The sequence below is a fragment of the Xanthomonas sp. NCPPB 1067 genome (assembly GCF_020783795.1).
GTDB lineage: Bacteria > Pseudomonadota > Gammaproteobacteria > Xanthomonadales > Xanthomonadaceae > Xanthomonas > Xanthomonas melonis.
The window spans coordinates 1-19,151 of the sequence record NZ_JAJGQG010000018.1; the positions used below are offsets into that span (position 1 = coordinate 1).

Annotated in this window: 21 protein-coding genes and 4 tRNA genes; 9 read left to right on the forward strand and 16 right to left on the reverse strand. The window is 67.8% G+C overall.

From position 1 onward, the window contains the following. The 12 genes from LL962_RS13805 to LL962_RS13860 form a co-directional block, all read right to left on the reverse strand. A partial coding sequence (locus LL962_RS13805; RefSeq protein ID WP_033013367.1) for a GTP-binding protein occupies positions 1-95 on the reverse strand: 95 nt, incomplete at its 3' end. Between the two features lie 46 nt (positions 96-141). After that, positions 142-217 (reverse strand) — tRNA-Thr (locus LL962_RS13810). Between the two features lie 33 nt (positions 218-250). Beyond that, a tRNA-Gly gene (locus tag LL962_RS13815) sits at positions 251-324 on the reverse strand. Between the two features lie 29 nt (positions 325-353). Then, positions 354-439, reverse strand: a tRNA-Tyr gene (locus tag LL962_RS13820). 153 nt (positions 440-592) lie between these two features. Continuing rightward, complete coding sequence (gene ychF / locus LL962_RS13825; RefSeq protein ID WP_104584662.1) at positions 593-1,684, reverse strand: redox-regulated ATPase YchF; 1,092 nt, start codon at positions 1,682-1,684, stop codon at positions 593-595. A gap of 74 nt (positions 1,685-1,758) precedes the next feature. After that, positions 1,759-2,343, reverse strand: a complete 585-nt coding sequence (pth, locus tag LL962_RS13830; RefSeq protein WP_228317325.1) for an aminoacyl-tRNA hydrolase — start codon at positions 2,341-2,343, stop codon at positions 1,759-1,761. Positions 2,344-2,394: 51 nt separating this feature from the next. Beyond that, positions 2,395-3,030: a 50S ribosomal protein L25/general stress protein Ctc gene (locus LL962_RS13835; RefSeq protein ID WP_228317326.1), complete on the reverse strand. Its 636-nt coding sequence runs from the start codon at positions 3,028-3,030 to the stop codon at positions 2,395-2,397. Positions 3,031-3,140: 110 nt separating this feature from the next. Then, positions 3,141-4,100 (reverse strand): ribose-phosphate diphosphokinase, encoded by a 960-nt coding sequence (locus tag LL962_RS13840; protein ID WP_104584667.1) that lies wholly within the window; start codon positions 4,098-4,100, stop codon positions 3,141-3,143. A gap of 159 nt (positions 4,101-4,259) precedes the next feature. Next, positions 4,260-4,336, reverse strand: a tRNA-Gln gene (locus tag LL962_RS13845). Positions 4,337-4,339: 3 nt separating this feature from the next. Then, the gene (ispE, locus tag LL962_RS13850) at positions 4,340-5,224 is read right to left on the reverse strand and encodes a 4-(cytidine 5'-diphospho)-2-C-methyl-D-erythritol kinase (RefSeq protein ID WP_104585549.1); all 885 of its coding nucleotides are present in this window, start codon (positions 5,222-5,224) and stop codon (positions 4,340-4,342) included. Further along, positions 5,206-5,859, reverse strand: a complete 654-nt coding sequence (gene lolB / locus LL962_RS13855; protein ID WP_228317327.1) for a lipoprotein insertase outer membrane protein LolB — start codon at positions 5,857-5,859, stop codon at positions 5,206-5,208. The genes ispE and lolB overlap by 19 nt, the downstream gene beginning before the upstream one ends. Further along, entirely contained in the window at positions 5,856-7,544 is a 1,689-nt protein-coding gene (locus LL962_RS13860; protein WP_228317328.1) for a tetratricopeptide repeat protein, read from the reverse strand. Before LL962_RS13860 ends, lolB begins: the two co-directional genes overlap by 4 nt. A gap of 65 nt (positions 7,545-7,609) precedes the next feature. Between LL962_RS13860 and hemA the strand changes: the two genes are divergently transcribed. The 5 genes from hemA (at position 7,610) to ppk2 (ending at position 13,308) form a co-directional block, all read left to right on the forward strand. Further along, a complete protein-coding gene (hemA, locus tag LL962_RS13865) occupies positions 7,610-8,908 on the forward strand; it encodes a glutamyl-tRNA reductase (RefSeq protein ID WP_228317329.1) in 1,299 nt (432 codons plus the stop codon). Continuing rightward, positions 8,886-9,971: a peptide chain release factor 1 gene (prfA, locus tag LL962_RS13870; protein ID WP_228317330.1), complete on the forward strand. Its 1,086-nt coding sequence runs from the start codon at positions 8,886-8,888 to the stop codon at positions 9,969-9,971. Before hemA ends, prfA begins: the two co-directional genes overlap by 23 nt. Beyond that, positions 9,968-11,674, forward strand: coding sequence for an O-linked N-acetylglucosamine transferase, SPINDLY family protein (locus LL962_RS13875; protein ID WP_228317331.1), 1,707 nt, complete (start codon positions 9,968-9,970; stop codon positions 11,672-11,674). Before prfA ends, LL962_RS13875 begins: the two co-directional genes overlap by 4 nt. Before the next feature lie 300 nt (positions 11,675-11,974). Continuing rightward, positions 11,975-12,493: a molybdenum cofactor biosynthesis protein B gene (gene moaB / locus LL962_RS13880; RefSeq protein WP_104584676.1), complete on the forward strand. Its 519-nt coding sequence runs from the start codon at positions 11,975-11,977 to the stop codon at positions 12,491-12,493. Between the two features lie 32 nt (positions 12,494-12,525). Then, the gene (gene ppk2, locus LL962_RS13885; RefSeq protein ID WP_228317332.1) at positions 12,526-13,308 is read left to right on the forward strand and encodes a polyphosphate kinase 2; all 783 of its coding nucleotides are present in this window, start codon (positions 12,526-12,528) and stop codon (positions 13,306-13,308) included. On the opposite strand, the gene LL962_RS13890 is transcribed toward ppk2, so the two are convergent. The 4 genes from LL962_RS13890 to LL962_RS13905 all read right to left on the reverse strand — a co-directional run bounded on the left by LL962_RS13890 (position 13,290) and on the right by LL962_RS13905 (position 16,747). Continuing rightward, on the reverse strand, positions 13,290-14,519 hold the full coding sequence (locus tag LL962_RS13890) for a hypothetical protein (protein ID WP_228317333.1): 1,230 nt from the start codon (positions 14,517-14,519) through the stop codon (positions 13,290-13,292). The two genes, ppk2 and LL962_RS13890, sit on opposite strands and share 19 nt — an antisense overlap. A gap of 85 nt (positions 14,520-14,604) precedes the next feature. Next, positions 14,605-14,868: an acylphosphatase gene (locus LL962_RS13895; protein WP_228317334.1), complete on the reverse strand. Its 264-nt coding sequence runs from the start codon at positions 14,866-14,868 to the stop codon at positions 14,605-14,607. Continuing rightward, positions 14,868-15,473: a TlpA family protein disulfide reductase gene (locus tag LL962_RS13900; protein WP_104584683.1), complete on the reverse strand. Its 606-nt coding sequence runs from the start codon at positions 15,471-15,473 to the stop codon at positions 14,868-14,870. Before LL962_RS13900 ends, LL962_RS13895 begins: the two co-directional genes overlap by 1 nt. Continuing rightward, on the reverse strand, positions 15,470-16,747 hold the full coding sequence (locus LL962_RS13905) for a YihY family inner membrane protein (protein ID WP_104584685.1): 1,278 nt from the start codon (positions 16,745-16,747) through the stop codon (positions 15,470-15,472). Before LL962_RS13905 ends, LL962_RS13900 begins: the two co-directional genes overlap by 4 nt. Before the next feature lie 51 nt (positions 16,748-16,798). Here LL962_RS13905 and wrbA point away from each other — a divergent pair, with 51 nt between their 5' ends. The 4 genes from wrbA to ybaK all read left to right on the forward strand — a co-directional run bounded on the left by wrbA (position 16,799) and on the right by ybaK (position 18,957). Continuing rightward, positions 16,799-17,455 (forward strand): NAD(P)H:quinone oxidoreductase, encoded by a 657-nt coding sequence (wrbA, locus tag LL962_RS13910; RefSeq protein WP_208621375.1) that lies wholly within the window; start codon positions 16,799-16,801, stop codon positions 17,453-17,455. Then, positions 17,452-17,796: a DUF2069 domain-containing protein gene (locus LL962_RS13915; protein WP_228317335.1), complete on the forward strand. Its 345-nt coding sequence runs from the start codon at positions 17,452-17,454 to the stop codon at positions 17,794-17,796. Before wrbA ends, LL962_RS13915 begins: the two co-directional genes overlap by 4 nt. Positions 17,797-17,993: 197 nt before the next feature. Further along, the gene (locus LL962_RS13920; RefSeq protein ID WP_228317336.1) at positions 17,994-18,479 is read left to right on the forward strand and encodes an asparaginase domain-containing protein; all 486 of its coding nucleotides are present in this window, start codon (positions 17,994-17,996) and stop codon (positions 18,477-18,479) included. Positions 18,480-18,483: 4 nt separating this feature from the next. Beyond that, positions 18,484-18,957, forward strand: coding sequence for a Cys-tRNA(Pro) deacylase (gene ybaK / locus LL962_RS13925; protein WP_228317337.1), 474 nt, complete (start codon positions 18,484-18,486; stop codon positions 18,955-18,957). Positions 18,958-19,151 lie beyond the last annotated feature (194 nt).

Consider the following 19,151-nt stretch of genomic DNA (forward strand, 5'->3'; position numbering starts at 1 on the left):
AGCGCAGCTGTCAACGTGGTCTTGCCATGGTCGACGTGACCGATGGTGCCGACGTTCACGTGCGGCTTGGTGCGCTCAAATTTAGCTTTTGCCATGGGTGCGTGTCTCGGTAATCGTTTGGAGTTGAAGACGATTGAGTAATGGTGCTCACGAAAGGAATCGAACCTTCGACCTCCTCCTTACCAAGGAGGTGCTCTACCGACTGAGCTACGTGAGCGAGTTTTGCATTATGCCATGCATTTGCGTTCAATGGAGCGGGAGACGGGAATCGAACCCGCACCATCAGCTTGGAAGGCTGAGGTTCTACCGTTGAACTACTCCCGCGCCGGGAACTGCATGCCACAACGTGAAACTGGTGGAGGGAGGTGGATTCGAACCACCGAAGGCGTAAGCCAGCAGATTTACAGTCTGCCCCCGTTGGCCGCTTGGGTATCCCTCCAGCTTTTACAACCGGACCGCGCCGCCGCGTGGCGATTTCGGTTCGGGGTGAAGCAGCCCGTTATTCTGTTGTGGGCCACGCCCCGTGTCAACAAGAATTTCGAAAAATCGTCACGACTGAATGCGCGCGGCATCCGCTGCCGCGCACAGCCGATCAGACATTGAAACGGAAGTGCAGGACATCACCTTCCTGGACGCGATACTCCTTGCCCTCCAGACGCAGACGACCCGCATCGCGAGCGCCGGCTTCGCCGCGATACTTGATGAAGTCGTCGAAGCCGATCGTCTCGGCGCGAATGAAGCCCTTCTCGAAATCGGTGTGGATCACCGCCGCGGCTTGCGGCGCGGTGGAACCGGCCTTGACCGTCCACGCACGCACTTCCTTGACGCCGGCAGTGAAGTAGGTTTGCAGACCCAGCAGCGTGTATGCCGCCCGGATCACGCGATTCAGGCCAGGCTCGTCCAGACCGAGGTCGGCGAGGAACGTGTCGCGGTCCTCGTCGTCCAGCTGGGAGAGCTCCTCCTCGATGGCGGCCGAGACCGGCACCACTTCCGCACCTTCGGCCGCGGCATGCGCGCGCACTGCGTCCAGATGGGGATTGTTCTCGAAACCGTCTTCGAGCACGTTGGCGATGTACATCACCGGCTTGAGCGTCAGCAGGAACAGATCGCGCACCAGTGCCTTCTCCTCCTCGTCCAGGCCGGCCGCGCGGCCCGACTTGCCCTCGGCCAGTGCAGCCTGCAGCTTGGCCAGCACCGGCTTGCGTGCCGCCGCGTCCTTGTCGCCGCCCTTGGCGCTGCGTTCGGCGCGATTGAGCGCCTTTTCCACGCTATCGAGATCGGCCAGCGCCAGTTCGGTATCGATGGTTTCGATATCGGCGATGGGGTCGACCTTGTTGTTGACGTGGATGACGTCGTCGTTCTCGAAGCAACGCACCACGTGGGTGATCGCGTCGACTTCGCGAATGTGCGCCAGGAATTTGTTGCCCAGGCCTTCGCCACTGGCCGCGCCCGCCACCAGGCCGGCGATGTCGACGAACTCGACCGCGGTGGGAATCAGCTTCTGCGGCTTGACGATCTCGGCCAGCTGGTTGAGGCGCGGATCCGGCACCGGCACGATGCCGACATTCGGCTCGATCGTGCAGAACGGAAAGTTGGCCGCAGCGATGCCCGCCTTGGTCAGCGCGTTGAACAGGGTCGACTTGCCGACATTGGGCAGGCCGACGATGCCGCATTTGATACCCATGGGTCACATCCGGGATTCGGGATTCGGGATTGGGGATTCGTCGCGACGCCTGGCCGCGAATCCCCAATCCCCAATCACGCGCCCCTGCTGGTATGCAGGCGCTTCATCGCCTCGTTGAAATTGCCATCCATTGCCAGCGGCAGCACATCGATGGCGGCATCCACTGCCGCGCCGATCGCCGCATCGTCCTCGCGCCCCGCCCGCCCCAGCACCCACGGCACCACGCGGTCCTTGTGACCGGGATGGCCGATGCCAACGCGCAGACGGTGAAACCTGCCATGCCCGAGCAGGCGAATGGTGTCGCGCAGGCCGTTCTGGCCGCCGTGACCGCCGTCGAACTTGAGCCGCGCCGTGCCCGGCGCCAGATCCAGCTCGTCATGTGCGACAAGCAGGTGTTCCGGCTCGATCTTCCAGAACCGCAGCGCGGCGGTGATCGACTTGCCACTGATATTCATGAAGGTGGCCGGCTTGAGCAGCCAGACCGACTGCCCCGCGATATCGACCCTGGCCGTCTCGCCGAACAGCTTGCTGTCCAGTGCCCAGCGGGCGCCGCTGCGCTCGACGAGGGCATCGACGAAACGAAACCCGGCGTTATGCCGGGTTTGCGCGTGTTCCGGGCCGGGGTTTCCCAGCCCGACGATCAGACGAAGTGCAGACATGCCAGTCGCCGCAGCCGATTCCCCGCAGCATGCGGGGAACCGGCCGACGGATTACTTGGTCTCGGCGCCTTCGCTGCCTTCTTCGCCGGCAGCGTCGTCTTCCTCGACACGCACGTGCTTGGCGGCAACCACCGCAACGTCGTGTTCCTTGCCCAGCTTCAGTTCGGGAATTTCCACACCGGCCGGCAGCTTGATCTCGGACAGGTGGATCACGGTGCCCACTTCCAGGGCGCCCAGGTCCACTTCGATGAACTCAGGCAGGTCCTTCGGCAGGCAGACCACCTGAACTTCGTTGAGCTCATGGGTGACGACCACTTCGCTCGACTTGCCGGCCGGCGAGCTGGCTTCGTTGATGAAGTGCAGCGGCACGGACGCGCTGAGTTTCTCGTTGGCGCTGACGCGCTGGAAGTCGATGTGCATGATCAGCTGCTTGAACGGATGGCGCTGCATGTCACGCAGCAGCACCTGCTGCACGTCGCCATTGAGGTTCAGGTCCAGGATCGACGAGTAGAACCACTCGTTCTGCTGGGCGAGCCAGATCTGCTCATGGTTGAGCTGGATGCTGACCGGCTCCAGATCGCCACCGTAGACGATGGCCGGAATGACGCCAGCGTGACGCAGGCGGCGGCTCGCACCCTTCCCCTCGTCTGCGCGGCGCTCGACCTTGATTTCGTGAGTCTTTGCCATGTTGTTTCACTACCTAGATTGGAATACCGCCTCGCGGCGATGGAGCGTCTCACCCGCGACCAGGAGAGACGTATACCGGCACCCGCGGGATGCGGACGCCGAATGGGGTTCTAGTCGACGTAGAGCGAACTGACCGACTCGCCGAATGCGATACGGCGGATGGTTTCGGCCAGCAGCTCGGCCACGCTCAACTGCCGGATCTTCGGGCATGTGCGTGCGGCCGCGCTCAGTGGGATCGTGTCGGTGACCACCAGCTCGTCGAGTTGGGAATTGGTGATGTTGTCCACGGCCGGGCCGGACAGCACCGGATGGGTGATATAGGCCACCACCTTGAGCGCACCGCGCTGCTTGAGCGCTGCGGCGGCGGCGCACAGGGTGCCGGCGGTGTCGACCAGATCGTCCACCAGCACGCAGGTCTTGCCCTGCACGTCGCCGATGATGTTCATCACCGTGGCCACGTTGGCGCGCGGACGGCGCTTGTCGATGATGGCCAGGTCGGCGTCGTCCAGGCGCTTGGCGACCGCGCGTGCGCGCACCACGCCACCCACGTCCGGCGACACCACGATCAGGTTGTCGGTGCCATAGGCGCGCCAGATGTCGGCCAGCAGCAGCGGCGAGGCATACACGTTGTCGACCGGCACGTCGAAGAAGCCCTGGATCTGGTCGGCATGCAGGTCGACCGTCAGCACGCGGTCGGCCTCCATCGCGCAGATCATCTTGGCCGCGACCTTGGCGGTGATCGGCACGCGCGAGGAGCGCATGCGGCGGTCCTGGCGCGAGTACCCGAAATACGGAATCACTGCGGTGACCGAGGCGGCGCTGGCGCGCTTGAGCGCGTCGATCAGCACCAGCAGTTCCATCAGGTTCTCGGCGCTGGGCGCACAGGTCGGCTGGATGACGAACACTTCCTGCCGTCGCACGCTTTCTTCGATCTCGACCTGCACTTCGCCATCGGAGAACCGCGTGACCAGCGCCTTACCCATGCGCAGACCCAGTTCCTTGCAGATGCTCTGGGCAAGCGGCTTGTTGGCATTGCCGGAGAACACCAGCAGGTTGCGTTGATCTTGCATGGGATCTCTCGGGCGGCGGCGGCGAGCGTACGGACGATGGTGGAGCGGAACAAGGCCGGACAAACGCCGGGCCTTTCGTTAAATCCCCGCACATGGATGTGCGGGATCTTGCAGAGGGATCTGCATGTGCGGCTCTTGCAGAGGGATCTGCATCAATAGTGGCAGGGGCGGTAGGATTCGAACCTACGAATGCCAGGATCAAAACCTGGTGCCTTGGGCCTCTTGGCGACGCCCCTGCATCAAACCTGTAACGCGTCCAGTGCGTCGAGCAACGGCGAGTGCGCTGCACCCTCCGCCACCCACGCCCGCAGGCCGCCCGGCAACCTCGCCAGTGCCTGCTCTGCAGCAGCGCGCGTGGCGAATTCGACGAAACAGCCGCTTCCCGACCCGGTCAAGCGTGGCGTTCCGATCCTGGACAGCGCCTGGAACACGGCCTCGACGGCAGGTTCGCGGCGCCGCAGGACCGGCTCGAACGCATTGTCGAGCAGAGAACCGGAAGCGAAGTCCGCTATTTTCGCGGGCGCAGCATCCCGCGTCAATTCCCGCGACTGAAATAGGGCCGGCGTGGGCACGTGAACGCCGGGATCCACCAGCACATAGGCGGCCTCGGCGAGCGCCATCGGGGTCAGCCGCTCGCCCACCCCCTCGGCCCAGGCGTTGCGACCCCGCACGAAGACCGGCACATCCGCGCCCAGCTGCAGGCCGAGTTCGGCCAGCGTATCGACCGGCAATCGGAGGCCCCACAAGGCGTTGAGCGCCACCAGCACGGTCGCCGCATCCGAGGAACCGCCACCGAATCCGCCGCCGGCCGGGATGCGCTTGTCGACCCGGATCTCGGCGCCGGCCTGCGCAGTGGCGGCCGTTTGCAGCAGGCGGGCGGCGCGGATCACCAGATCGTCGTCTTCGGCCACGCCGGGCAAACTTTCCCCGACACGCCGGATCAGGCCGTCATTGCGCACACGAAGATGAATGGTGTCCCCCCAGGCCAATAGCCGGAACACCGTCTGCAGCAGGTGATACCCATCGGCGCGGCGTCCGGTGATCTGCAGAAACAGATTCAGCTTGGCCGGTGCGGGCCAGGCCGACCAGCCGTCCAGTGCATCCATCAGGGCGAGACCGTCCAGCGGTCGACCAGCAGGCGGACCTTGGCGCTGCCGTTGCGGGCCTCGATGCGCTGCGGCAGCTCGGGCTGGCCGTCGCCGGCCGGCGCCCAGGCCAGGAAATCGATGGTCCAGCCATCCTGTTGCACGGTGCGCGGACGTCCTGCGGCATCCAGATCCACGCGCTGCGCGGCGGGCTCGGCGAGCCGTAGCGCGCGCACCCAGTCGGGCATCTGGTTGACCGGGATGGTCCAGCCGGTGGCGTCGCGCAGCACCTGCTCGGCATCGGGGCCGCTGCGCGGGCCGCCCTCCAGGCCTTCGATGCGTCCCGCTCCGGTGGTGGTGTCGCCGCTGAGCACCCAGCTCTGCCGGGTCACCGGCGCACTGAGCTGCACGCGATAACGCGGGCCATCCTGCTGCCAGTCGATACGACCGCTCCCCCCATCGCGCTCCCTGCTGATCGCCACCCGCCCCTGGAAGGACCACTGCGGATGCGCCTGCAACCAGGCCTGCCGCGCAACTTCGGCCTGGCGTGCCTGCTGCGAGACCTGCTCGACGACCGACGCACCCGTGCCCTGCCCGCGCGGCACGCTGACACACGCGGACAGCCCGGCGAGCACCAGCCCACTCAGGGCCAGCGTGCGGATGGATCCCTTCATGGACCGAACTTCTCGATCGCGCGTTGCAGGGCACGGTTGTCCGGATCCAGCCGGCGGGCTTCGTCGAAGTAACGCCGCGCCTCGTCCTGTTTGCCACTGACCCACAGCACTTCGCCCACGTGCGCGGCGATCTCCGGATCCTTGGTCAGCGCCCAGGCACGACGCAGTTGCACCAGTGCCTCCTTGGTCCGGCCCATGCGGTAGAGCACCCAGCCATAGCTATCGACGATGGCCGGATTGTCCGGGTCTGCGGTGCGGGCGCGGTCGATCAGCGCCAGCGCCTCCTTGTAGCGGGTGGTGCGGTCGGCCAGGGTGTAGCCCAGCGCGTTCAGCGCTGCGACGTTCTCGGGTTCGGCGACCAAGATCTTGCGCAGGTCGGCCTCGGCGCGCGGCACGTCGTCGCGCCTCTCCCAGGCCAGCCCGCGGGCATAGAGCAGCGCGCCGTCGTCCGGATACGCGGCCAGGCCGCGTTCGAAGGCCTCCAGCTCGCCCGGCGCATCGCCGGCACGCTGCTGCAGTTCGGCTTCCAGCACATAGGCATCGCGACGGGCATCGTCGTCGGCACTGGCATCGCCCTGCAGCGCGCGCGCTTCCGCCAACGCCTCGGGCTTGCGCCCCAGTTCGTACAAGGCGCTCGCGGTACGCAGCCGCGCTTCGCTCAGCTGCGGGCCGCCGGGCACACCGCGGTACCACTCCACCGCCTCGTCGTAGCGCTTGAGGAACTCGGCGATCTTGCCGAGCAGCAGGCGGCGATCCGGGTCCGGCTTGGTCGCATTGCCCTTGAGCTCGCCATACAGCGCCTCCAGCGCGCTGCGGTCTTTTTCCTTGGCCAGCATGGAGGCACGCAGGCCGTAGGTCTGGGTGTCCTGCGGCCCGGTGGACAGGACCCGCGCGGCGGCCTCGGTCTGCCCCATGGCGTCATAGGCGAAAGCCAGCGCGCCACGCAGCTCGGAATCCTTGACCGCCTGCGGCTCGACATTCTTCAGCAGCGCCAGGGCCTCGTCGTTCTTGCCCTCCTGCTGCAGCTGCGTGGCATGCAACAAGGCCACGCGCGGCTCTTCGGGGAAGCGCCGCACCACCTCATCGACGATGCGCTTGGCCAGCGCCGGGCGCTCCATGCGCAGCGCGAGCCGGCCGAACTCCTGCCAGGCTTCGATCTGGTTGGGGATGGCGCCGGCCTTGACCAGGTCTTCAAGCACGTCGGCGGAGGCTTCCGGCTCGCGCCCGCCATTGGCCAGGGCGATCAGCGCGAAGCGCCAGCCACGCGGATCCGGCTCCTTGAGCAGACCGAGCAGATCGCGGCGCGCGGTGCGCAGGTCGTTGCGGCGCAGGGCCAGCGAGGCCTCGGTGCTGCGCATGGACAGCGACGAGGGCGCGCGGGCACGCCACAGCGCCAGGGCTTCGATGGCGCGCGGGTCGTCATTGGCCAGCATGGCGATGCGGGCGGCACGTTCGGCCAGTCCGGCATCTCCGGCTTCGGCCCTGGCGGCGTCGAGGTAGGCGCGCGCGGCATCGTCCAGCTGGCCGGCCTGCAGGGCGAACTCACCGGCCAGCACCGGCTCCAGCGCAGCGCTGGAGGTGTTGCCGGCCACGGGCGCAGGCGTGGCTTTTTTTGCTGCTGCGGTGGCGCTGGCGGAGGCTGCGGCCAGCAAAAGAACACACAGGATGCGAATCGGTACAGGCATCGGGGGCAACCGGGCCGTAAAATGGGGCCCTGAATGGCCGCCAGCTTATCGCAAGCAACTGAACAATGACGTTGTGGGTGCTCGGACTGAATCACCAGACCGCACCTGTGGACCTGCGCGAACGCGCAGCGTTCGCAGGGGACGCACTGCCGCGCGCGCTCGAATCCTTGCGCGCCTTGCCGCAGGTGCGCGAAGCCGCGCTGCTGTCCACCTGCAACCGCACCGAGCTGTATGCACTGGCGGACGATGCCCGGACACTGGCCAGCTGGCTGGATGCCCACGCGCCGGGCCTGAGCGGCCACCTGTACCAGCATCAGGAAGCCGAGGCGGTGCGCCACCTGTTTCGGGTCGCCACCGGGCTGGACTCGATGGTGCTGGGCGAGCCGCAGATCCTGGGCCAGGTAAAGGATGCCTGGGCGGTGGCGCGGGCGCACGGCGCGCTGGGCAGCGGCCTGGATCGCCTGTTCCAGCAGACGTTTTCGGTGGCCAAGCGCGCGCGCACCGATACCCGTGTCGGCGCCAATCCGGTGTCGGTGGCATCCACTGCCGTGCGGCTGGCGCAGGAATCGTTCGCCCGGCTCAACGAATCGACCGTACTGCTGGTCGGCGCCGGCGAAACCATCGAACTGGCCGCCAGACACCTGAGCGAAGGCCGCGTGCGCCGCCTGCTGATCGCCAACCGCACCCTGGCCCATGCGCAGACCCTGGCCGGCCAGCATGGCGGCTATGCGCTGCCGCTGACCGACCTGGAACGCCATCTGGCCGAGGCCGATGTCGTGTTCTCGGCCACCGCCGCGCGCGAGCCGGTGGTGACGCGGACACAGGTGGAACAGGCGCTGCGCTTACGCAAACGCAAGCCGATGCTGTTGTTCGACCTGGCGGTGCCGCGCGATATCGAAGCGTCGGTGGCGGAGCTGGGCGATGCCTACCTGTACACGGTGGACGACCTGGAACGCGCGGTCGAAGACAACCGCCGCAGCCGCCGCGAGGCAGCCGACCAGGCCGAGGCCATCATTGACCTGCAGGTGGCACGCTATGTCGAAACCGTGCAGGCCACTGCGCGCCAGGCCCCGCTCAAGCGACTGCGCGCCTTCGGCGACCGTACCCGCGACGACTTGCTGGCCAAGGCGCGTCAGCAGTTGCATAACGGCAAGCCGGCCGACGAAGTGCTGGAGCAACTGGCGAATGCGCTGACCAACCGCCTGCTGCATCCGCCGACCGCGGCCTTGCGCGAGGCGGCACTCAACAACGACCTGGAACTGACCAGCGCAGCCGAACGGCTGTTTCCGGAAAGCCCCGGTTACCAACATCCCCCTGGAGCTACCCCGATCGTGAGGACCGATGACGCCGACCCTGCGCCGTAAGCTCGAAGCGCTGGCCGAGCGCCGCGAAGAACTGCAGCACCTGTTGTCCGACCCGGAGGTGGTGGGCAACAACGACAGGTTCCGTACCCTCTCGCGCGAACTGTCGCAGCTGGAGCCGGTAGCGGTGGCACTGCAAGACGAAGCGCGCGCCAAGGCCGACCTGAGCGCGGCCGAAGCCATGCGCAACGACCCGGAAATGCGCGAGCTGGCCGAGGAAGAAATCGCCGCCGCGCAGGCGCGCCTGGAAGAACTGGATGCGCAACTGGCGCTGCTGCTGGTACCGCGCGACCCACGCGACGACGGCAACCTGTTTCTGGAAGTGCGCGCCGGCACCGGCGGGGACGAAGCGGCGATCTTCGCCGGCGACCTGTTTCGTATGTACGCGCGCTATGCCGAACGCCAGGGCTGGAAGGTCGAGATCGAGTCGGACAGCCCCGGCGAGCACGGCGGCTACAAGGAAGTGGTGGCGCGCGTGGTCGGGCGCGGCGCGTATTCGCGGCTGAAGTTCGAATCCGGCACCCACCGCGTGCAGCGCGTGCCGGCGACCGAATCGCAGGGCCGTATCCACACCTCGGCCGCCACGGTGGCGATCATCCCCGAAGCCGATGACGTGGAAGAGATCGCGATCAATCCGGCCGAGCTGAAGGTGGATACGTTTCGCTCTTCCGGCGCCGGCGGCCAGCACGTCAACAAGACCGAATCGGCGATCCGCATCACCCACCTGCCCAGCGGCGTGGTGGTGGAATGCCAGACCGAGCGCAGCCAGCATGCCAACCGCGACAAGGCGATGAAGCGGCTCAAGGCGCAGTTGCTGGAGACCGAGCGCAGCAAGGCCGCCGCCGCCGAAGCGCAGACACGCAAACTGCAGGTGGGCAGCGGCGACCGCAGCCAACGCATCCGCACCTACAGCTTTCCGCAGGGTCGCATCACCGATCATCGCGTGGACGGACTGACCCTGTACGACCTGCCCAACATCATCGAAGGCGATCTGGATGCCCTGATCGGCCGGCTGGTCCATGAGCATCAGGCCGACGAACTGGCGCGGTTGAGCGAGACCCCATGAACGCCGCGGTTCCGCGCGAGCTGCTGCAGTTGCGCGAGGCGGCGCGGCGCCAGCCCGGCGATCTGGTGGCCTGGTTGATGCTGGCCGATGCCGAGCTCGACATGGGCGCCACCGCCGCAGGTGAGCAGGCCGTGCAACGCGCACTGGTGCTGCAGCCAGGTCACCCGGAAGCGATCGCGCGGCTGGGACGCGTGCGCTGGGCGCAGGCGCGGCACGCCGAGGCGGCGCACCTGTTGCAACAGGCCTCCGACCTGGTACCGCAGCATCCAGGCATCGCGCTCTGGCTGGGCCATGCGCTGGAGGACGCCGGCCAGCCGGAGCAGGCCGCAACCGCCTACACGCGCGCATACCGGCTGCTTCCCGACGAACCCTATATCGCTGCGCAGTTGCTGAACTGGCGCCGCCGCCTGTGCGACTGGCGCGATCTGGAAGCGCTGTCCACGCAGGTGCGGGCCGCCGTGGCGCAAGGCGCTGCGGCAGTGGAGCCGTTCGCGTTCCTGAGCGAAGACGCGAGCGCGGCCGAGCAACTGGCCTGCGCGAGAACGCGGGCGCAGGCCATCGCGGCGATGCTGCAGCCACTGCCGCCGGTGGCGGTGCGCGGCCAGGGAGCGCTGCGGATCGGCTTCGTCTCCAATGGCTTCGGGGCGCACCCCACCGGGCTGCTGACGGTGGCGCTGTTCGAGGCGCTGCAGCGCCGCCAGCCGGACCTGCACGTGCACCTGTTCGCCACCAGCCCCGACGACGGGAGCGAGATCCGGGCGCGCCTGGCGCAGGCCGTCACGCTGCACGAAGTGACCGCGCTGGGCCACGTGGACACCGCCCGCCACATCCGCGCGCAGGGCATCGACCTGTTGTTCGATCTGCGCGGCTGGGGCGGCGGCGGGCGCCCGGAAGTGTTCGCGCTGCGGCCGGCGCCGGTGCAGATCAACTGGCTGGCCTATCCCGGCACCTCGGGTGCGCCATGGATGGACCATGTGCTGGGCGACGCGTTCGCATTGCCACCCTCGCTGGCGCCGTTCTACAGCGAGCAGGTGCTGCGCCTGCCACGCGTGTTCCAACCATCGGACACCTCGCGCACGGTGGCCGAGCCGCCCTCGCGCGCGGAATGCGGCTTGCCCGAGCGCGGCGTGGTGCTGTGCTGCTTCAACAACAGCTACAAGCTCAATCCGCGCAGCATGACGCGCCTGCTGGCGGTGTTGCGCGCGGTGCCTGGCAGCGTGCTCTGGCTGCTGTCCGGCCCGGGCGGGGCCGACGCGCGCTTGCGTGCGGTGGCACAGGCGCAGGGCGTGGACCCGCAGCGCCTGTTGTTCATGCCGAAACTGCCCCATCCACAGTATCTGGCGCGCTACCGGCATGCGGATCTGTTCCTGGACACGCACCCGTACAACGCCCACACCACCGCCTCCGATGCGCTATGGGCAGGCTGCCCGGTGCTGACCACGCCGGGCGAGACCTTCGCTGCGCGCGTGGCCGGCAGCCTCAATCATCATCTGGGTCTGGATGAGATGAATGTGGCCGATGACGCGGCGTTCGTGGCCAAAGCCATCGAGCTGGCGAACGATCCGGACCTGCTGGCTGAGGTACGCGCGCATCTTGCCGAGCAACGACAGCGCAGCGGCGTTTTCGATATGGATGGATTTGCGGACGATCTTGCGGCCCTGTTGCAGGCGATGGCGCGGGAGCGTGGTTGGTTGGGGATGTAAAGGGCGGTGTTGCCATTGAGGCTTCGCCCGTACCCTCACCCCCCCGCTCCGCGCCCCAGCCCGCGCTTGCGGCGCGGGCGCTCCAAGGCACGCGCGCCAGTGGCGCGCAAAGCTATGCCTTTTCGCCCCGCAGGAGAGGTGAACGTCGCAGCGCGGGATGGCTGACGCCCGATGTTTCCAGCACTGATCGAAGCCCAACATTGATCGAATTGCGGCCTTGTTCGATGTCGACCGCTTGGCGTCCCTCAAATTCACACCACAACGCTGTACCCGGCCACCCAGGCTCGCTAGGCTGCGCACATGCCTTCCAATCTCGACTTCATTCCGTTGCGCCTGTGCGTGCTGACCGTATCCGACAGCCGCACCCTGGCCGACGATCGCTCCGGCGATTACCTCACCGAGGCGCTCACCCGGGAAGGCCATGTGCTGCACGAGCGTGCGCTGTGTCCGGACGATCGCTACCGCATGCGTGCGATCGTGTCGGCCTGGATCGCCGATGCGCAGGTCGACGGCATCCTGGTCACCGGCGGCACCGGTTTCACCGGGCGTGACAGCACGCCGGAGGCGATCACCCCACTGCTGGACAAACTGATGCCCGGCTTCGGCGAGATGTTCCGCGCCGTCAGCGTCGATGAAATCGGCACCTCGTCGCTGCAGTCGCGTGCGTTCGCGGGGCTGGCCAATCATAGCTTCGTGTTCTGCCTGCCCGGCTCCACCTCGGCCTGCCGCACCGCCTGGGAAAAGATCGTGCGCGCGCAACTGGATGCGCGCACCAAACCCTGCAACCTGGCGACACTGCGTCCACGCCTGGGGCAATAGCCTGCGCGCTTTCCACCGTTGCTGGATCGCGCATGCCGCACCTCAAACGCAAGGCCTACAAGAAACTGCTGGCACCGCTGCAACTGGAACTGGTGGGCATGGCGCGCTGGCTGCGCCACACCAACCAGCGTGCGCTGGTGTTGGTGGAGGGCCGCGACACCGCCGGCAAGGGCGGCGTGATCCAGACCATCGCCAGCCACCTCAATCCACGGCAATGCCGGGTGGTGGCGCTGCCCAAACCCAGCGACCGCGAAAGCACGCAGTGGTACTTCCAGCGTTACGTGACGCATCTGCCGGCCGGCGGCGAGTTGGTGCTGATGGATCGCAGCTGGTACAACCGCGCCGGCGTTGAACGGGTGATGGGCTACTGCGCCGATGCGCAATACGTGGCGTTCCTGGAGCAGGCGCCACGCTTCGAACAGATGCTGGTCGACGACGGCATCCTGCTGTTCAAGTATTGGTTGTGCGTGGACCAGGCCGAGCAGGAAGCGCGCTTTGCCGAGCGCCATGAGAACCCGCTCAAGGGCTGGAAGCTGTCGCCGGTGGATCTGCAGTCGCGCGCGAAGTACGACGACTACACCGCCGCACGCGAGCGCATGCTCGAGGCGACCCATACGCCGGACGCGCCGTGGACGCTGGTGGATTTCAACGACCAGAAACGCGGCCGGCTGAGCCTGATCCGCGATCTGCTGGACAGGCTCCCGGACACGTCGGTGCCCGAGGAGCCAATACCGCTGCCGCCCCTGCCCGGCAAGCCGCAGCGGGAACGCTATGGCGTGCTGGAACCGATCGACGATTACGCCGGCCAGTCCTGAGAGACTTCGTCGCTGGCCGCAGCGGCGCGCGGCAACGGATGCAGGCCAGCCTGGCGCTCGGCCTGCTCGGCCTGCAGCACCAACTGGCTCAGGCGATGGCCGAACAACTGCATGAAGCCACCGTGCAGCGGACGCATCGCTTCCATGTAATCCACATCGTCGGCCTGCGCACCGAGCGGGCTGCACGAGGCCAGCAACAGCTCGTCCAGCCGCAGGGCGCTGTCGGGCAGGCGCACCAGGGCGGCGCGGCGCAACCAGTCGCGCATGCCGTGGCGGTACTCGGCAGCCAGGATGTAGGCCACTTCGACCTGGTCCAGGTCCACGTCAGGGTTCCAGGCCAGCACCTGGATCACCTGCGAACGTTCGTCCAGCATGCGGCTTTCGGCCACCAATGCATGCAGTTGCTGCAACAGGCGCCATTGCACACTGGCGGTTTCGCGCTGCGCGGCGGGCATGGCGGCGATGGCCAGCGCCAGGCGCCGCGCGAACAGGGCCGGCACCTCGGCCAGCACGGCCGGGCCGGCATCGGCACCGAGCAGGAAGCGTTCGGTCCGCAGCGCCGCGGTATCGGGCAGGTAGCCATCCTGCAGCGGGCGCATCACGCCGTGATCGAGCAGCGACAGCACCACGTCCAGCCAGTAGCGGCGCTCCTGTTGCAACGCACGGTTGGCGCTGGCGTTTTGCCAGGCGCTGCGCGCATCGTCCAGGCGCGCGATGCAGGCCTGAGCATCCAGGGCATCCCATGGCGCGCGGTCGGCGTCGTCGGGATCGAAGCTGTCTACGCTGAGCATGCCGCCGCCAAAACGGTGCCAGGCTGCACCACGCTGGGTGCCGGCCGGATCGGGCCTGACCGGGCCAGCCGGCGCCGCAGGCGCCGGGCGCAGCAGGGCCGCGTAGGCCTGCGTCCACGACTCGGGCAGACGCGCCGACATCAAGTAGCTCGCCGTCGGCTGACCCAGGCCACGGCGTGCCAGGCGCAGGCTCCACAGCAGCGCACCGATCGCAATGCCGCCGAAGGTCCATGCCAGCAACCAGCCGGCGGCGGCCTGCCCGGGTTGCAACACCCGCGTCTGCGGCTGCTGGAACAACAGCCAGCCAATGCCGACCAATGCGCCCAGATAGAGCCACGGCCCCCACTGCGCCAGCACGCGCGCGATGCCATTGGCAGGCAGGTCGTGCCCGTGAGAGTGATCCTGAGATGGAGCGGCCATTACATTCCCCTGAACGCCTGATCGCGTTGACAGGGTTATCGGCGAGTCGCCCCAACTCTGTTGCCCTCACTGCACCGGTCAGCGCTCAGCCAGTCACAAAGTCTTCAGACGGCGGGACCGGGCACGGCGTGCGCAGCACCGAGACGGAGGCCGCTGGCGGGCCCTGCCACAGCCAGCGCTCCAGTGCGTCCAGTGCCGCTGCGTTGCCGGCCGCGACAACCTCCACGCTGCCATCGGCCTGGTTGCGCGCATGCCCGCGCAGACCGAGCGCCAGGGCCTGCTCGCGGGTGGAGGCGCGATACCACACGCCCTGCACCACGCCGCCGACCACGAAGCGCGCGGAATGCATCAGCCGGCCTTGCCGGTGATGCCGACGGCCGTTTCGATCTCGCGCGCGGTGACCGGACCGAGGAACTGTTTGGCGACCTTGCCGTCCGGGCCGATCAGGTAGGTCATCGGCAAGCCGCGCGGGGTGGCGAAGTCCTGCGGGGGCTGATAGGGGTCGAGGATGGCCACCGGGTAGGAGACCGGATGGTCCTTCAGGAACGCCTGCATGTCGGCCGTGGTGATGTCTTCGTAGGCCAGGCCCACCACTTCGATGGTGTCGCGCATGGTATGCAGCGCCGACAGCTCCGGCATCTCCTTCAGGCACGGTGCGCACCAGGTGGCCCAGAAGTTGACCACCACCCACTGGCCGCGGTGCGCGGCCAGGTCGTAGGTCTCGCCGGACACGGTGGGCAACGACAGCCTGGGCATTTCGGCGGTCTGCTGCACCACCGATGCATTGGCCGCACCCGCCTGCCCAGCGGCAGGCTGATCGGGCGGCGCGGTGGAGGCTGCCGGTGCGCTGGCAGCGCCGCCAGCAGGCGCGCCCTCGCCACCGGGCTTGCAGGCGGTCAGCAACAGCAGCGGCAACAGCAGCGCGCAGGCGCTGCGCACAAGACGCACAGTCATGCAGGATCTCCTGGAAGATGAGTGTAGAAATCGCCGACCGGCTGCGTCAGCACGCTGCGCAGCGGCTCGCGCAAGCGATCCAGCGCCGCGGCCGCCGCCTGGCCATAAGCGTCGTCGCGACACGGTAGCGGGCGGTCTTCGACCGGTACGCGCAACTGGCAGCTTTCGTAGAGCTCGGCCAACGGCACCACGTCCAGATCGCGCGCCAGCAGCCACTGCCCGCGCTCGTCGCGGCGCAGCAGGCGGATGCGCTTGAGCTCGCACAGCAGCTCCTGCATCACCGTATCGGTGAGCATGGGCTCCAGCGCGAGGATGCGGTCCTCGTCCAGACCTTCGCCGTGGATGCGTGCCTGGCGGAAGCGACCCAGCAGGCGCAGCAGGCCGTAGATCTCGAAGCCCGGCGGCAGGCGCATGGCTTCGGGCTGGTAGCGGAACGCCGACATCGACGAGGCCAGCGAGGCGCCCAGCAGCACCGACACCCAGCTCAGATAGATCCACAGCAGCAGGATCGGCAGTGCCGACAACGCGCCATAGATGCGCTGATAGGTCTGGAAATTGCCGAGATAGAAGCCGAAGCCCCACTTGACGATTTCCATCAGGATCACCGCCAGCAGCGCGCCGGGCAGCGCATGCCGCAGGCGCACCGCATGCTGGGGTACCACGCGGTAGATCAACACGATGCAGACGAATTCCACCGCCATCGGCGCCAGTCGCCAGGCGAACTGGGCCAGCCACTGGCCTTCGGTGGTGCGGAACAGCGGCAGCGCGAACACGTAGGCGGCCATCGCCATCGAGGCGGCGGCCAGCATCGTGCCCAGGGTCAGCACCGTCCAGTAGATCAGGAACCGCGTCACCTTGGGCCGGGCGGCGGCCACCCGCCAGATGCTGTTGAAGGTCTGCTCGATGCTGTGCAGGGTGATCAGCAGCGACGCCACCAGGGCGATCATGCCGGCCACGGTGAACTTGCCCAGGTCTTCCAGCGAGCGGTTGAGATAGTTCTGCACCGAACGCGCTGCGCCAGGCACGAAGTTGTTGAAGATGAAGTCGGTCAGCGCGTCCTTCCACTCGTTGAAGGCGGGAAACGCCGACAGCACGCCGAACACCACGATCGCCAGCGGCACCAGCGCGAACACCGTGGTGTAGGCCAGCGACGCTGCGGCCTGGAACAGGCGATCGTCCAGGAAGCGGTGCCACAGGAAGCGCCCGAAGCTCGCCGTCCGCGCGCGGTCGTGCAGACGTTCTTTCCATTGGTGGAGTTTGTTCACACGCGCCATCGCGCAAGGGTACCCGATGCGCCGTCGTCGCGGCCTTGCCGCAGCCGCGGCGTGCAGCAAGGCGGCGGCTTGGCCGATACTGCGGCAACTCACACAGTCGGCAGGAACACGATGGCGGAGATTCTGGTGCTGTACTACAGCCGTGGCGGTTCGGTGGCGCGGCTGGCGCGGCAGATCGCGCGCGGCATCGGCGAGGTGCCCGGCACGAGCGCGCGTTTGCGTACGGTGCCGCCGGTGGCCGCGGTCACCCAGACCAGCGCGCCGCCGGTGCCGGACGAAGGCGCGCCCTATGTGGACCGTGCCGATCTGGCCGAATGCAGCGGCCTGCTGCTGGGCAGCCCCACCCGCTTCGGCAACATGGCCGCGCCGATGAAGCACTTCCTCGACAGCCTGGGCGCCGACTGGGCCAGCGGCACGCTGGCGGGCAAGCCGGCGGCGGTATTCACCTCGACCGCCTCGATGCATGGCGGGCAGGAATCCACCTTGCTGTCGATGCACCTGCCGCTGCTGCACCACGGCTGCCTGATCGTGGGCATCCCGTTCACCGAGGCCGCGCTCAGCCACACCACCAGCGGCGGTACACCGTATGGGGCCAGCCATGTCTCCGGCGCGGCCGGCGACCCGCAACCGAGCGAAGACGAGGCCCTGTTGGCACGCGCGCTCGGTCGCCGGGTGGCCGACATCGCGCGGCGGCTGACCGCCGCATGACACCGCGCGCAGTGCACTGGTCGCTGGCGGCCGCCTTGCTCGCGCTGGCAGCGCTGTTCGTGATCTGGTTCCACGACGATGCGCACCGCACTGCGGCCCTGCTGGTATTCGCGCTGCCACCGGCGCTGATGGGCGCGCTGGCGGTGCGCAGCGCACGCGCCCGTTTCTGGGCAGGCGTGTTCGCGCTGGGCTGGTTCAGCCACGGCGTGATGGCCGCCTGGAGCCAACCCGACGCACGCGGGCTGGCCTGGCTGGAACTGCTGCTGGCATTGCTGGTGATCGGGCTGGTCAGCGGGCCTGGTGTGGCCGCGCGCTTCGGCGGCAGGCGCAGGGCGCGCTGACCGGCGTACCGTGCAGGCACCGGCTTTCGCCAACAGCGGTGCCCGGCCGCACGCCGCCTACCGCCGCACGTGGGCGCAGGCTTTCGCCGTCCCTGCCCTGCCTGCCGCAATGCGCGCACTGCCAGCATCGCAGGCGGGCGGTATCATGACGGCCCTCGCGCGGCCTGCACCGCGCTGGCCCTACAGGATTGGCAACAATGGAAGACCTCCTGATCGTCACCACCGGTGGCACGATCGACAAGATCTACTTCGACGACAAATCGGACTACCAGATCGGCGACCCGCAGATCGGCCAGATCCTCAAGGAGCTGGGCGTGACCTTCCGCTTCTCGGTGATTCCCATCATCCGCAAGGATTCGCTGCATATCACCGATGCCGACCGCGAGCTGATCCGCGCCACCATCGCCGCCCAGCCCACCCGCCACGTGCTGATCACCCACGGTACCGATTCGATGGTGGACACCGGCAAGGTGCTGCAGTCGATTTCCGACAAGACCATCGTGATGACCGGCGCGCTGAACCCGGCACGCTTTCGCGGCTCGGATGCGGAATTCAACATCGGCTGCGCAGTGGGTGCCGTGCAATCCTTGCCGGCCGGCGTCTACATCGCCATGAACGGGCGCATCTGGAACCCGGAGAAGGTGCGCAAGAACGTGGCCGCCAACCGCTTCGAGTCGGTCTGAGGCGATGAGCAGGGCGACCCGTGCCACCCGCGCCCTGGACGCGGCTGGCGTGGCGTACGTGCTGCATCCTTACGACTACCAGGCCGATGCCGACGCCAAGGGCCTGCAGGCGGCAACCGCGCTGGGGCTGGCGCCGCAGACGGTGCTGAAAAGCCTGATGGCCTGGGTCGACGACCAGGCGGTGTGCGTGGTGATTCCCTGCGACCGGCGCCTGTCGCTGAAGAGACTCGCCAGCGCGCGGGGCGGCAAGTCCGCCCGCATGATGGACGTGGCCGACGCCGAGCGCCGCACCGGCTACAAGGTGGGCGGCATCAGCCCGCTCGGCCAGCAACGGCAAGTGCCGGTGCTGGTGGAAGCCACGGCCCTGGACGCGCCCGCGCTGTGGATCAACGCCGGCCAGCGCGGCCTGCTGCTGGAATTGCCTGCTGCCCAGTTGTTGCAAGCCCTGGCTGCGCAGGCCTGCGAGCTCTGCGAGTGAACCGCTGGCGGTCGTGCGCGGCACGCGGGCGGCGACGCAGCTGCGCGGTGGTCGGAGCGGCCGACTGGCAAGCCTCGGGCAGTGCAAAGCGTGCGCAGGAAGCGGTGCGCACGCGCGATCCACACCGATTCCGCACACCTGCCGCGTCGGCCCGATGGCGACGCGGCAGGCAGGATTCCCCCTGCTCCTCAGGA